This window comes from Shinella oryzae (assembly GCF_023038235.1).
GTDB lineage: Bacteria > Pseudomonadota > Alphaproteobacteria > Rhizobiales > Rhizobiaceae > Shinella > Shinella sumterensis.
Genome location: NZ_CP081987.1, coordinates 1997979 through 2012114 on the forward strand (window position 1 = coordinate 1997979; position 14136 = coordinate 2012114).

The following is a 14136-nucleotide window of genomic DNA, read 5'->3' on the forward strand; positions in this document are numbered from 1 at the left end:
GAAAGGGCCGGGAAACCGGCCCTTTTTCGTTGTCGGAAGGATCGGGTCGCTTATTCGGTGCGTGCAAACGCAAAAGCCCTCCCGACGGTGTCGGGAGGGCAGGCCGTCCGCCGGCCGGGGGTGACGAGGCGAACAGCTTTCCTCGCGGGAGCCGGCGTCACGCCGGCCCCGCAGCTGTTCAGCGGCGCCACATGGCGGGGCAACCGCGCTCGTTGGCAAAGACCATGCGGGTGTATTCGCCGCGGCGGAAGCCTTCGACCACGACGCGGCGCGGCGACATGTCGGCAATGCTGGCGCGACGCATACCGAAATCACGCGCCTTCTCGATGGCAAGGCCCGGTGCGCAGCGGCCGCGGCCACGGCCCCAGCCATCGCCATGACGGCGGTCGTCGCGACGATCCCAGCGATCGCCCCGGTCACGACGCTCGCGGCGATCCCAGCCGCCATCATCGCCCCAGCCCTGCTGGACCTGGAGGAAACCGTTGCGGTAGCCGACGGTGTCGATGGTCACGCTGAGGCCGGCAGCCGAGGCGGCCGGAACAGAAGCGGTCAGCGCACCGAGGCCGAGGACGGCGGCGACAATGGTCTTGGTCAGAAAGGTCTTCATGAGAGGCTCCTGTTGGCTCCGGCAGAACCTTTTCTCGCCGGCGATTGAGAACACCTTATGGCGGCGATGCTGAACGCAAATGGAATCGTCCGTTCAGCTTGCGTTCAACTTCATGAACCGTTGAACAGGGCAATGCGGCTGATCGCGCCCTCATCGACTTCCAGCAACACGATCTTTTCGCGCGAATAGGCGCCGCCGCCCGCCGTCTTGCCATGCGCCGTCACGCGGATGGCCACGGCCTGGCCGCCGGCATCGCTCATGACGAGCGCATCGGCATAGGTCTCGTCCGATGACTGGAAATAGCGGGCGAAACGGTCGCGCAGCGCCTCGCGGCCGTTGTCGCTGCCCTCGCCGATGCCGGAGAGCACGACATCCTCCTGCACACGAGCGGACAGCGTGGCGAAATCGCGGGCGTTCAGCGCAGCGATCACGCTGCGGGCAAGGTCGGTCGTATCGGCCATGGGGGTCTCCTCTCCGGTGGGCAAGGCGCCAAACGGACGAGCCCGAAAAGGGTTCCCGTCAGGCGCTCAGATGCAGCACGATCTCGCGCCTGTGCGGGCGGTCACGGTGCTCGAAGAGATAAAGCCCCTGCCAGGTGCCGAGCGCAAGCCGGCCGGCCACGACGGGGATGCCGATGGAAACCTGCGTGAGCGCCGCCTTGATATGCGCCGGCATGTCATCCGGCCCTTCCATCGTATGAACGACCCAGCGCATGGAGGGATCATCGGACGGCGGCACGAGCCTGCGGAAGAACCGGTCGAGATCGTGCCGCACGTCGGGATCGGCATTCTCCTGGACCAGCAGGGAGCAGGAGGTGTGGCGCACGAAGACGGTCAGAAGACCCTCCCCTGCGCCGGCTTCACGAACAAAAGCCTCGACCTCGCGGGTGAACTCGTAGAGCCCCTGCCCGCGCGTGGATATCTCGATCAGCCGTTGCGGCACGAGGAAACCCGCCTCAGCCGATGAGCCAGGACAGCCCGCCGCCCAGCACGATGAACACAACGATCACGCCCATGAAGCGGGCGAGACCCATATTGGTATCCGTCGTTTCGCCGACGATCGCGTAATAGAGGTTCATGCTGCATCCTTTCCTGTGGGATGGCACAGTAGTAGCGCAGGGCGTGCAACCTCACAACTCGAGGAAGGGCCGGAAGCCGCCATAGATCATGCGCTTGCCGTCGAAGACCTCTTTCCACGTATCCCCCTGCATGCGCGGATCCTTCATCACCTTCGCATTGATCTCATCGCGCTTTTCCCGGGAGGCGTAGGTGATCCACGAGAAGATCACCACCTCGTCGTCGCGCGCCTGCACGGCGCGGGGAAACGAGGTCAGCTCGCCATAGGGCACGTCGTCGCCGATGCATTCCACATAGTCGATGGCGCCGAGTTCCTTCCAGACATCGCCAGCAGTGCGGGCCATCTCCTTGTAAGCCTCGATATTGGCCTTCGGCACGGCCAGCACGAAACCGTCAACATAGGTCATGAGCGTCTCTCCTTCTGTTCACACAGAACAAGGACGCGGGGCCGAGGCCCGATCCGACAAGGGGACGAACTTTTTCTGGGTGCCTTGCGACGGCGGCCTACCAGCCGCCGCAGGACCGCAGCTGACGGGCGTAGTTCGACGCCATGGTCGAGGCCCGTTTCGCGCCGGCCTTCGCCGTGCCGCTCCAATTGCCGCGCTGATAGCCGGCATGGCCGTGGTAATAGGCGATGTAGAGGCGGTAGGTGTCGTTGAGCGCAATGCCGTTCCGGCGGTTGCTCTCGGTGTGATACCAGCCGATGAAGCGGATCGCGTCGCTGAAGTTGGTGCGCTTGGCCGACCAGCGGCCCGTCTCGCGCTGGTAGCGCTTCCAGGTGCCATCGAGCGCCTGCGAGAAGCCGAGCGCCGTCGACTGGCGTTTCCACGGAATGAAGCCGAAGAGCTTGGTGCGCGGCGGGCGCGCATTGTGCCGGAAACCGGATTCGGCATAGATCGTCGCCATCAGCACGGGCACGGGCACGCCGTATTCCCGCTGGGCGCCATAGGCGGCTTTCCGCCAGTTATCGAAAAGTCCATCGCGCTGCTCGAAGATCGCGCAGGCATTCTGTGTCTGCCTGGGGACAGACGCACAACCGGCAAGCAGCAGGAGAACGACGATCAATACGCAACGCATCGCAGTTCCTCAAAAATCGCGGATATTTATAAATCGTAAATCTTAACAATTCGTTTTGATTCAATTGCCGCATATCCGTTCCATCTACGCGGCTGATCCGCCCATCAAAGATGCAAATGCATTATTTTGTTGCTCTTTTTGCCCTTGCAGCCTAATCAATCCATAGCTAGCCGGCCTCTCGCGCACGATTGTTCCGGACCGCTGAACACGGCCCTGCAACCGGATTTTTCGGCCAACGCCATCCGTTCGCACGGGCGCTTGCAACCGGGCCCTCGATGGCCCCCGTTGAGGAGAAAATCATGAAGAAGCCCATTTTCGCCGGAGCCCTGCTCGCCGCTTCCGTCGCCTTCGCGCCGCTTGCGCACGCCGATATCGTCATCGGCCTCATCGCCCCGCTGACGGGCCCCGTCGCGGCCTATGGCGACCAGGTCAAGAACGGTGCGGAAGCAGCTGTCGCCGAGATCAACAAGAACGGCGGCATCCTCGGCGAACAGGTCGTGCTGAAACTGGCCGATGACGGCGGCGAGCCCAAGCAGGGCGTTTCGGCCGCCAACCAGATCGTCGGCGAAGGCATCCGCTTCGTGGTCGGTCCGGTCACGTCGGGCGTCGCCATCCCGGCCTCCGACGTTCTGGCCGAAAACGGCATCCTGATGGTCACGCCGACCGCGACCGCTCCGGATCTTACGGCCCGCGGCCTCACCAACGTGCTGCGCACCTGCGGCCGCGACGACCAGCAGGCCGAAGTCGCCGCCGCCTATGTCCTGAAGAACCTGAAGGACAAGAAGGTCGCCGTGATCCACGACAAGGGCGCCTACGGCAAGGGCCTTGCCGATGCGTTCAAGGCGGCGATCAATGCCGGCGGCATCACCGAGGCGCTCTATGATTCCGTCACGCCGGGCGAGAAGGACTTCTCCTCGCTGCTCACCCGCCTCAAGGCCGATGGCGTCGAAGTCATCTATTTCGGCGGCTACCACCCGGAAGGCGGCCTGCTCGCACGCCAGCTGAAGGACCTCTCGGTCAACGCCACCATCATCGGCGGCGAAGGCCTGTCGAACAGCGAATACTGGGCGATCGGCAACGAAGCCGCTGCCGGCACGATCTTCACCAACGCATCCGATGCGCTGAAGAACCCCGATTCCTCGGCCGCCGTCGCCGCGCTCAAGGAAAAGGGCATTCCGCCGGAAGCCTTCACGCTCAACGCCTATGCCGCCGTGGAAGTGCTGAAGGCCGGCATCGAAAAGGCCGGTAGCGCCGATGACCCGGCCGCTGTCGCGACCGCGCTGAAGTCGGGCGAAGAGATCCCGACCGCCATCGGCAAGCTGACCTACGGCGAAACCGGCGACCTCACCTCGCAGAGCTTCTCGCTCTTCAAGTGGGAAGACGGCAAGATCGTCTCCGCCGAGTAAGCGGCGCGATGTGGATAGTCGAACGCCGGGGCCCTGCCCCGGCGTTTTTGTTTGTGGAGAGGATGAGGGGCAACCACGTATCTCCCCTCCACGCCTTATCGCCCGGCGCGGAACTTCTCCTTCAGTCGTGCGATATCGGCATCGCTCCAGTCCTGCACATCGGTGACGGCGATCCATGGGTCGATATAGTGTTCGCCGGCATAGACATGGCCCAGGCCCATCGGCGCGGTGGTGGCCATCGCCATGTCGAGCGTCAGTTGCAGGAAGGTGACGACGGGGTACCACTGGAAGTCGGGCGAGACATCCGGCCCGCGCGGCACGGCCATCCAGGCGGGCTGGCGGTAGAGCGAATAGGGATCGTAGAAGGTCACGGGATCGCTGGCATATTGCAGGTAGACGATGCGCATCGGCCCCCAATGGTCGCCGGCCTCGGGCAGCACGTTCTTCTGGCTGGTGAAGCGCACATAGGAACCGTCGCGGAAGCGCGGCAGCCAGGCAGGCGTGCCGGGATTGCGGTCGGCGGTCATCTTGCGCCAGATGCGGCTGGGAAACGGCGGCCCCGCCCACAGCGCCCCCTGATAGGGATCGCCGATCACCTCGAACAGTTCGGCCGACTGCTCCGACGACAGCGCACCCAGACTGAGACCGTAGAGATAGAGCTTCGGACGGCTGTCCTTCGGCAGCGTCGTCCAGTGATTGTAGACGGTGCGGAACAGCGCGCGGGCCGCCTCCGCGCCATAATCCGGCTCGGCGATCAGCGACAGCCAGCTTGCAAGATAGGAATACTGGATGGCGACGCTCGCGATATCGCCGTGGTGCAGGTACTCGACCGTATCCAGAGCCTCGGGATCGATCCAGCCGGTGCCGGTCGGCATCACGACCAGCAGCGTGGAGCGCTCGAAGCCGCCGACGCGGATCAGCTCGTCGAGCGCGGTCTTCGCGCGCGCCTCCGGCGTTTCCGCTGCATTGAGCCCGGCATAGACGCGCAGCGGCTCGACGGCCGGCTTGCCGGTGAAGGAGGCGATGTCCTGCGCCGAGGGACCGCTGGCCACGAAGGAGCGCCCCATGCGGCCAAGCGCGTCCCAGCGCACCAGCGAGGCGGCACTTCCCGATTTCAGCGGATCGGACGGCTCTTCCGTGTCGGGCTCGATGACCTGGTCGAGCCGCCGGAAGGATGAATCCGCCGTATGCAACACGAAGCGCAGCAGCAGCCCGTCGGCCATGGTCCAGAACAGCGTGGCGGCGAGCGCCGTGCCGATGACGTAGGACAGACGCCGCGGCGCGGCGACACGCGACGTGCTGGCAATGAGCCGCACGACGAGGGCGAAGAGCTTGCCAACGGCAAGCAGGAGCAGGAAGATGCCGAGCGCGATGGCGCCGACATAGAACGGATGCGCCGTCTCGACCGGCGGCAGATGCATCAGCGTGCGGATGGAATTCTGCCACTCGGCCGCCCGCCAGAGGAAGACGAGCACGACGATGGCGCAGAGCGCGCCGGCCACGACCCGAAGCCACAGCCGCACCGGCCCCTGCATCACCGGCAGCTCGAACCAGCGCCAGAGCGCGGCAAGCGCGACGCCCAGTCCATAGCCGCAGGCCATGGCGACGCCGGAAAGAATGCCCTGCGTGACATAGGTGCGCGGCAAAAGGCTCGGCGTCAGCGAAACCGCGAAGAACAGCGTGCCGAGCAGGAGGCCGACCACGGAGAACGACAAGAGAAAAGACCACAACCGATCCCGCATCCGCACCTCCTTCGCAGTCACAGGGAACCTTGCACGGCGACCGCGGCGAGGCAACCGCAGGCGGGCTTTTTGCCCATGCTTTGGGCATGAACGCTTGCCTCTTGCCCGCCCGGCCCGATCCGGAAACGAAAAAGGCCCGGTCGCGGAAACGACCGGGTCCTTGAACGGTTCAGGACTGGCTCAGCTGTCGAGGAACGAGCGGAGCTTTCTGGAGCGGCTCGGGTGCTTGAGCTTGCGCAGCGCCTTCGCCTCGATCTGGCGGATACGTTCGCGCGTCACCGAGAACTGCTGGCCGACTTCTTCCAGCGTGTGGTCGGTGTTCATGCCGATGCCGAAGCGCATGCGCAGCACGCGCTCTTCGCGCGGCGTGAGCGAGGCCAGAACGCGGGTCGTCGTCTCGCGCAGGTTCGCCTGGATGGCGGCGTCGATCGGAAGCAGCGCGTTCTTGTCCTCGATGAAGTCGCCGAGGTGCGAATCTTCTTCGTCGCCGACAGGCGTTTCCAGCGAGATCGGTTCCTTGGCGATCTTCAGGACCTTGCGGACCTTTTCGAGCGGCATGGCGAGCTTCTCGGCCAGTTCTTCCGGCGTCGGCTCGCGGCCGATCTCGTGCAGCATCTGGCGCGAAGTGCGGACGATCTTGTTGATCGTCTCGATCATGTGCACCGGGATGCGGATCGTGCGGGCCTGGTCGGCGATCGAACGGGTGATCGCCTGACGGATCCACCACGTCGCGTAGGTGGAGAACTTGTAGCCGCGGCGATACTCGAACTTGTCGACCGCCTTCATGAGGCCGATATTGCCTTCCTGGATGAGATCAAGGAACTGCAGGCCGCGGTTCGTGTACTTCTTGGCGATCGAGATCACGAGACGGAGGTTGGCTTCCACCATCTCCTTCTTGGCGATGCGCGCCTCGCGCTCGCCCTTCTGCACCATCGAGACGATGCGGCGGAATTCGGCGATCGAAATGCCGGTTTCGGTGGCGAGGTTCTGGATCTCCTGGCGGATGTCGCGGATCGTCGTGTTCTCGCTCTTGGCGAATTCCTTCCAGCCGCGGGCCGACAGGTTGGCGATCGACTTCATCCAGTTCGGATCGAGTTCCGCGCCGGAATACTGCTCGAGGAACGAGTCACGCTTGACGCCGTAGCTTTCGGCGAGACGCAGCAGGCGGCCTTCGTTCTGCATCAGGCGCTTGGAGATGTCGTAGAGCTGCTCGACAAGGCTGTCGACGCGGTTCTGGTTGAGCGACAGCGACTTGACGGCCGTGATCAGCTCGTCCTTGAGCTCCTTGTAGCGGCGCTCCTGAGCGGGCGAAAGCGTGCCGGTGGCCTGCAGGCGGGCTTCCACCTGCTGGTCCTGCAGCTTGCGCAGCTTCTTGTAGGTCTCGGCGATCGTGTCGAGCGTTTCCATAACCTGCGGACGCAGTTCCGCTTCCATGGCGGCGAGCGAGAGGTTCGACTCGTCGTCGTCCTCTTCCTCTTCTTCCGCCGGCTGGCCCTCGCCGCCGACATTGGTGATGTCGTCGTCATTTGCCGCGCGCGGCTTGCGGTTCTTTTCCTTCTCCTCGGCGGCCTTGCGGTCCGCCTCGATCTTTTCAGGAGACTGGAACTGCGGGGCGGCCTTCGCCTCGGGACCGGAATAGGTGGTTTCGAGATCGATGATCTCGCGCAGCAGCGTCTGGCCTTCGTTGAGTTCATCCCGCCAGATGATGATGGCCTGGAATGTCAGCGGGCTCTCACAGAGGCCGGCGATCATGGTCTCGCGGCCGGCTTCGATGCGCTTGGCGATGGCGATTTCGCCCTCGCGCGACAGGAGCTCCACCGAACCCATCTCGCGCAGATACATGCGCACCGGGTCGTCGGTACGGTCCGTCGGTTCCTTCTTCTTGGCGGTCGCAAGCGCGGTGCCGCCGGAAGGGGCAAGCTCGCCGCCCTCGCCGTCGTTGTCGTCGTCGCTGCTTTCGTCGTCGCCGCCCTGGGCCGCCTCTTCGGCGTCCTCATCCTCGATGACGTTGATGCCCATGTCGGAGAGCATGGACATGGTGTCCTCGATCTGCTCCGAGGTGACTTCCTCGGAGGGCAGAACGGAATTCAGCTCATCCATCGTGACATAGCCGCGCTTCTTGGCGGCCTTGATCATCTTCTTGACGGCATCATCGGAAAGATCGAGAAGAGGGCCGTCGGATGCGCCTTCGCGTTCGTTTTCGACTTCCTCGTTCTCTTTGACCTTCGTCGCCATTTACTCTGTCGCTTTCCTGAATATCCGTTTCCAAGCGGTTGGGGGTCCGCAGCCGATCGCCCTTCGGCGTGCGTTACCGCGAATCAGCATCCCTGACCTAACGGATGGACAATTAAATCCCGATTAACCACGCCCGGCCTGCGGGCTTGTGAACGCGCCGCCGAGGCGACACGACTGCATGACTTCCCGATAGCCGTACCCATTCCTTGCTCGCCAACAATGGTGATTCCCAGAATTTTCGGTTGCGTCAAGCTTTTCCGGCAAAAAACCCGTAAAAGCCTACGATTCGGGTTTCTAGGCGGGAAAGCCGGCATAGCAGGGTGATTGTCCCTCATGTAGGCGCTCTTCGCCCAAAGACAAGAGCCTGCCAATGCTTGATGTCCGGCAATCCGGCCAAGGCGATTCGCTTCAGGAGATCAGAAGGAACGCCCGTCCACCTTGGTGATCGTCAGCGCCTCGATATCGATGGCCGGAAGACAGCGCAGATTGACCGCCGCCATGCGGTTTCCCTTGGGGTCGGTGCCCTCGCCATACGGCGCGATACCGCAATTGGCACAGAAATGATGCTGGATGACGTGGCGGTTGAAGGTGTAGGTCGACAGGTTCTCGCGCGGCGTCGTCAGCCGCAGGCTTTCCGCCGGAACGAAGGCCAGGAGCCCGCCGCGGCGCCGGCACAGGGAACAGTTGCAGTCGAGCCCGCTGTCGAACGTGCCCTCCACCTCGAAGGCGATGTTGCCGCAATGGCAGCTTCCCTCATACATCATCGCGTCTCCTCCCTGCCTGTGGCCGCCGCCCGCGTGGCAAGCCTCAATACCAGTCCATGACGACCTTGCCGGAATTGCCCGCGCACATCGCCTCGAAGCCGTCGCGGAAGTCGTCGATCCCGATCCTGTGCGTGATGATCGGGGCAAGGTCGAGGCCGCCCTGCACGAAAGCGATCATCTTGTACCACGTCTCGAACATTTCGCGGCCATAGATGCCCTTGAGCGTCAGCATCTTGAAGATGACCTTGTTCCAGTCGATGCCGAAACCATCGGGCGCGATGCCGAGGATGGCGATCTTGCCGCCATTGTTCATCGTGTCGATCATCGAGCGGAAGGCCGGCGGCGCACCCGACATTTCAAGCCCGACATCGAAGCCCTCGGTCATGCCGATCTGCGTCATCACTTCCGCGAGGTCCTGGCTGGAGGCGTCGACGACGTAATCGATGCCGACCTTGCGGGCGAGTTCGAGGCGGACGGGATTGATGTCGGTAATGACGACCTTGCGCGCGCCCGACCGCTTGGCGACCATCGCGCCCATGATGCCGATCGGGCCGGCGCCGGTGACGAGCACGTCCTCCCCGACGAGATCGAAGGAGAGTGCAGTGTGCACGGCATTACCGAACGGATCGAAGATCGCCGCCACCTCGTCGGGCACGTCATCGGGGATCGGCACGACATTGTATTCCGGCAGGCAGACGAATTCGCCGAACGAGCCCGGACGGTTGACGCCCACGCCCTTCGTGTAATGGCACAGATGCCCACGCCCGGCGCGGCAGTTGCGGCACTTGCCGCAGACGATATGCCCCTCGCCCGAGACGCGCTCGCCGACCTTGTACTTGGTGACGGACGAACCGATCTCGGCGATCTCGCCGACGAATTCGTGGCCGACGACCATGGGAACGGGAATGGTCTTCTGCGCCCAGTGATCCCAGTTCCAGATATGCACGTCCGTGCCGCAGATCGCCGATTTCTTGACGCGGATCAGCACATCGTTCGGGCCGACCTCCGGCACGGGCACGTGCTCCATCCACAGGCCGACCTCGGGCTTTGCCTTAACCAGCGCACGCATCATGTTCGACATGACGAAACCTCCGCAAGGGATTCAGAAGACAGTTCAAATAACGCCGAGTTCGCGTCCCACCTCAGCGAAGACGTCGATGGCCTTGCGGACATCCGCCTCGCTGTGCGCGGCCGACATCTGGGTGCGGATGCGCGCCTGCCCGCGAGGCACGACGGGGAAGGAGAAACCGATGACATAGACGCCCTTTGCCAGCATGCGGCTTGCCATTTCCTGCGCCAGCGCGGCGTCGCCCAGCATGACGGGAATGATGGGATGCCCCTCGCCCGCGAGCCGGAAGCCGAGCTTCGTCATCTCGCTGCGGAAGAGGTCCGCATTGGCATAGAGGCGCGCGCGCAGCGCATCCCCGTGGTCGACGAGGTCGAAGACCTTTAGCGAGGCGGCCGCGATGACCGGGGCGAGCGTGTTGGAAAAGAGATAGGGCCGCGAGCGCTGGCGCAGCCATTCGACCACCTCGCGCTTGCCGGACGTATAGCCGCCTGAGGCCCCGCCCAGCGCCTTGCCGAGCGTGCCGGTGATGATATCGACGCGGCCTTCGACACCGCAATGTTCGGCCGAGCCGCGGCCATGTTGGCCGACGAAGCCGACGGCATGGCTGTCATCCACCATGACCATCGCACCGTATTTTTCCGCGAGGTCGCAGACGCCGCCGAGATTGGCGATGATGCCGTCCATCGAAAAGACGCCGTCGGTGGCGATCATCTTGAAGCGGCTGCCCTCCGCCTTCTTCAGTTCCTCCTCGAGCGCCGCCATGTCGTTGTTGGCGTAACGGAAGCGCTTGGCCTTGGAGAGTCGCACGCCATCGATGATCGAGGCATGGTTGAGCGCATCGGAGATGATCGCGTCCTCTTCACCGAGCAGGGTCTCGAACAGGCCGCCATTGGCATCGAAGCAGGAGGAATAGAGGATCGTGTCTTCCAGTCCGAGGAAGGAGGAGATGCGCGCTTCCAGCTGCTTGTGCTCCTCCTGCGTGCCGCAGATGAAGCGCACCGAGGCCATGCCGTAGCCGTAGCGGTCGAGCGCCGCCTTGCCGGCTTCGGCCAGTTCCGCGTTGTCGGCGAGACCGAGATAGTTGTTGGCGCAGAAATTCAGCACCCGCTCGCCCGACTGGACCGCGATCTCGCCGGCCTGCTTGGAGGTGATGACACGTTCGGACTTGTAAAGGCCGCCGGCCTTGAGGCCCTCGATCTCGGATTGCAGATGGGCGATGAACGCGGAGGTCATGGGCTTGGCTCCCTTCCCAGTGATTGTCGGCCGATGAGTGTCGGCCGATGCATGCCGGCTTGCCTCAGGCGTCCGTTTCTCGACATGCGAATGAACAGGACATAACGCGTTTTCCACATGCGGAAAAGCGAGGGGTGACGGCAGTCACCATGGCGGGCGGATGACCAGAGCAGGCTTGACAGCCCGGCGTTCCCATTGTCCGGTGGCGGGAACAATGGGGCTTGGGGCAATGACGATACTGGACAGGTTTTCCCAGAAGGGTCGTGTGGCGCTCGTGACCGGCGGCGGCCGTGGGCTCGGCTTCGAGATCGCGCTGGGGCTGGCGCAGGCCGGTGCGCATGTCGTCGTGAGCGGACGCACCGCCGCGACACTGGAGGAGGCCGTCGCCCGGATCGTCGCCGGCGGCGGCCAGGCCTCCGCCGCCGCCTTCGACATCGCCGACCGGGCGGCGCAGCGCAGGGCGCTTGCGAACATCGAGGCCATGCATGGCCGGCTGGATGTGCTGGTCAACAATGTCGGTGCGCGCGACCGGCGTGCGCTTGCGGACATGGACGACGCCGCCATCGACGACCTCATCCTCACCGACCTCTCGTCCGCCATCAGCCTCTCGCGCGATGCCGCCGCTTTGATGAAGAAGAACGGCCACGGCCGGCTCATCGCCGTCACCTCCATCGGCGGGCATGTCGCCATGCCCAATGACGGGGTCTATCCCGCCGCCAAGCAGGGCCTGACCGGCCTCATGCGCAGCATGGCCGTGGATTACGGCCCGCTCGGCATCACCAGCAATGCCATCGCGCCCGGCTGGTTCGCCACCGAGACCAATGCGGCGATGGCCGCAAACGAGGAGCTGATGCCCTTCGTGCGCCAGCGCATTCCCGTCCAGCGCTGGGCCCGCCCCGACGAGATTGCCGGCGCCGCGCTTTTCCTTGCCAGCGATGCCGCCTCCTTCGTCAACGGCCATGTGCTCGTCGTGGATGGCGGCATGACGGTCAGGATGTAGCTGATTTCGCCGCATTGTCCGACTCCGAAGCGATCCCGCTTCGGCTGCAAATGCTCTATCCCGCAAAATCCTCGATGACGGCGAGGAAGGCTTCGCCGAAGCGATCGCGCTTGGAGACGCCGATGCCGGGAATGTCCAGAAGCTCCTCCAGATCGGCGGGACGTTCGCGGGCAAGCGCGATCAGCGTCGTATCGGGGAAGACGACATAAGGCGGAATATCGAGGTCCTTGGCGATGGCCAGGCGCTCGGCGCGCAGCGCCTCGAACAGCGCCAGGTCGGAACCGCTGAGGTTGGAGCGTTCGCGCGACGCAGGCGATCCGCCCGCCCGGGCCTTGCGGCCGGTCTGCGGCCGGTCCTTTCGCAAAAGCACCTCCCGCTCCCGGCGGAAGACGGCGCGCGCCTCCGGCTCCAGCTTCAGCGCGCCGAAGGCCGAATGGTCGACGCTGACCAGCCCCATGGCCATGAGCTGGCGGAAGATGGATTGCCAGACGCTTTTCGCGATGTCCTTGCCCGCGCCGAAGACCGGCATTTCGGTATGGCCGAAACGCTCGGTCTTTTCATTGACCGCGCCCACCAGCACATCGATGACATGGGCGGCGCCGAAGCGCTCGCCGGTTCGGTAGACCGCGGCCAGCGCCTTGATGGCCGCCTCGGTGCCGTCCCAGGTCTCGACCGGATTGCGGCATGTATCGCAATTGCCGCAGCGGCCGGCGTGGCTCTCGCCGAAATGCGCGAGGATCGCCTGCCGGCGGCAACCGGCCGTCTCGCAGATCGCCAGCAGCGACATCAGCTTGGCGCGCTCGATGCGCTTGATCTCTTCGGCCGCCCCGCCCTCGTCGATCATCTTGCGGCGCTGCACGACATCGGCCATGCCATAGGCCATCCAGACATCCGACGGCAGGCCGTCACGCCCCGCACGGCCGGTCTCCTGATAATAGGCCTCCACCGAACCCGGCAGGTCGAGATGCGCGACATAGCGCACATCCGGCTTGTCGATGCCCATGCCGAAGGCGACGGTCGCCACGAGGCAGAGGTTTTCCTCCTTGAGGAACGCATCCTGGTTGGCATCGCGCACCGCCCGGTCGAAGCCCGCGTGATAGGGTAGCGCCCGCACACCCTGCGTGTTCAGCCACTCCGCCGTGTCCTCGACCTTGGCGCGCGACAGGCAATAGACGATGCCGCTCTCGCCCTGATGTTTGGAAAGAAATCGCAGGAGCTGCTGGCGCGGCTGGTCGCGCTCGGCGATCTCGTAGGAGATGTTCGGCCGGTCGAAGCTGGTGGTGAAGACCTCCGCACTGTCGAGGCCCAGGCGCTCGATGATGTCCTCGCGCGTATGCGGATCGGCGGTCGCCGTCAGCGCGATGCGCGGCACGCCGGGATAACGCTCGCCGAGCATGCCGAGCGTCCGGTACTCCGGCCGGAAGTCATGCCCCCACTGCGAGACGCAATGCGCCTCGTCGATGGCGAAGAGCGCGATGCGGGCGCCCGCCACAAGGTCGGTGAAACCATCCGTAACGATACGCTCCGGCGTGACGTAGAGCATGTCGAGCTCGCCGGCGCGCATGGCATCGCGCACGGCGAAAAACTCCTCGCGCGACAGCGAGGAATTGAGCGCCGCCGCCTTCACGCCGAGCTGCTTCAGCGCCTCCACCTGATCGCGCATCAGGGCGATCAGCGGCGAGATGACGATGCCCACACCATCGCGGCACAGCGCCGGGATCTGGAAACACAGGGACTTGCCGGCACCCGTGGGGAAAAGCACGACCGCGTCGCCGCCATGGGTGACATGCTCCACCACCGCCTGCTGCTTGCCGCGAAAGGCATCGTAGCCATAGACGCGCTTCAACACGTCGAGGGGAGATGGGCGGGCGGTTGCGGTGGAGGTGTCGAGCATGCGAATCCCGTTTCGTTCACGGCGGAATATGGG

At 64.4% G+C, this 14136-nt stretch carries 14 protein-coding genes; 2 read left to right on the forward strand and 12 right to left on the reverse strand.

Annotation, left to right across the window (positions count from 1 at the left end; translation table 11 throughout):
- Nucleotides 1–178: 178 nt before the first annotated feature.
- The 6 genes from K6301_RS09825 to K6301_RS09845 all read right to left on the reverse strand — a co-directional run bounded on the left by K6301_RS09825 (nucleotide 179) and on the right by K6301_RS09845 (nucleotide 2760).
- The gene (locus K6301_RS09825) at nucleotides 179–607 is read right to left on the reverse strand and encodes a hypothetical protein (RefSeq protein WP_247216521.1); all 429 of its coding nucleotides are present in this window, start codon (nucleotides 605–607) and stop codon (nucleotides 179–181) included.
- A 110-nt stretch (nucleotides 608–717) separates the two neighbouring features.
- Entirely contained in the window at nucleotides 718–1068 is a 351-nt protein-coding gene (locus tag K6301_RS09830; RefSeq protein WP_247216523.1) for a nuclear transport factor 2 family protein, read from the reverse strand.
- A gap of 58 nt (nucleotides 1069–1126) precedes the next feature.
- A complete protein-coding gene (locus K6301_RS09835) occupies nucleotides 1127–1549 on the reverse strand; it encodes a secondary thiamine-phosphate synthase enzyme YjbQ (protein ID WP_247216525.1) in 423 nt (140 codons plus the stop codon).
- A gap of 13 nt (nucleotides 1550–1562) precedes the next feature.
- Nucleotides 1563–1685, reverse strand: a complete 123-nt coding sequence (locus K6301_RS25025) for a hypothetical protein (protein ID WP_256365802.1) — start codon at nucleotides 1683–1685, stop codon at nucleotides 1563–1565.
- Between the two features lie 51 nt (nucleotides 1686–1736).
- Nucleotides 1737–2090, reverse strand: coding sequence for a DUF1428 domain-containing protein (locus K6301_RS09840; protein ID WP_247216527.1), 354 nt, complete (start codon nucleotides 2088–2090; stop codon nucleotides 1737–1739).
- A 97-nt stretch (nucleotides 2091–2187) separates the two neighbouring features.
- Entirely contained in the window at nucleotides 2188–2760 is a 573-nt protein-coding gene (locus tag K6301_RS09845) for a transglycosylase SLT domain-containing protein (protein WP_247216529.1), read from the reverse strand.
- A gap of 299 nt (nucleotides 2761–3059) precedes the next feature.
- On the opposite strand from K6301_RS09845, the gene K6301_RS09850 reads away from it, so the two are divergent.
- On the forward strand, nucleotides 3060–4166 hold the full coding sequence (locus K6301_RS09850) for a branched-chain amino acid ABC transporter substrate-binding protein (protein ID WP_134647163.1): 1107 nt from the start codon (nucleotides 3060–3062) through the stop codon (nucleotides 4164–4166).
- A gap of 95 nt (nucleotides 4167–4261) precedes the next feature.
- Here K6301_RS09850 and K6301_RS09855 read toward each other — a convergent pair whose 3' ends face one another.
- The 5 genes from K6301_RS09855 to K6301_RS09875 form a co-directional block, all read right to left on the reverse strand.
- Nucleotides 4262–5908, reverse strand: coding sequence for an alpha/beta hydrolase (locus tag K6301_RS09855; RefSeq protein WP_247216532.1), 1647 nt, complete (start codon nucleotides 5906–5908; stop codon nucleotides 4262–4264).
- Nucleotides 5909–6088: 180 nt separating this feature from the next.
- On the reverse strand, nucleotides 6089–8143 hold the full coding sequence (rpoD, locus tag K6301_RS09860) for an RNA polymerase sigma factor RpoD (RefSeq protein WP_247216534.1): 2055 nt from the start codon (nucleotides 8141–8143) through the stop codon (nucleotides 6089–6091).
- Nucleotides 8144–8559: 416 nt separating this feature from the next.
- Entirely contained in the window at nucleotides 8560–8907 is a 348-nt protein-coding gene (locus tag K6301_RS09865) for a GFA family protein (RefSeq protein ID WP_247216536.1), read from the reverse strand.
- Between the two features lie 43 nt (nucleotides 8908–8950).
- On the reverse strand, nucleotides 8951–9988 hold the full coding sequence (tdh, locus tag K6301_RS09870) for an L-threonine 3-dehydrogenase (RefSeq protein ID WP_247216539.1): 1038 nt from the start codon (nucleotides 9986–9988) through the stop codon (nucleotides 8951–8953).
- A 33-nt stretch (nucleotides 9989–10021) separates the two neighbouring features.
- On the reverse strand, nucleotides 10022–11209 hold the full coding sequence (locus tag K6301_RS09875; RefSeq protein ID WP_247216541.1) for a glycine C-acetyltransferase: 1188 nt from the start codon (nucleotides 11207–11209) through the stop codon (nucleotides 10022–10024).
- A gap of 229 nt (nucleotides 11210–11438) precedes the next feature.
- Between K6301_RS09875 and K6301_RS09880 the strand changes: the two genes are divergently transcribed.
- Nucleotides 11439–12209, forward strand: a complete 771-nt coding sequence (locus K6301_RS09880; RefSeq protein WP_247216543.1) for an SDR family oxidoreductase — start codon at nucleotides 11439–11441, stop codon at nucleotides 12207–12209.
- Between the two features lie 55 nt (nucleotides 12210–12264).
- Here the strand turns inward: K6301_RS09880 and recQ are convergent, their stop codons facing one another.
- Nucleotides 12265–14103 (reverse strand): DNA helicase RecQ, encoded by a 1839-nt coding sequence (gene recQ, locus K6301_RS09885; RefSeq protein WP_247216545.1) that lies wholly within the window; start codon nucleotides 14101–14103, stop codon nucleotides 12265–12267.
- Nucleotides 14104–14136: the final 33 nt, after the last annotated feature.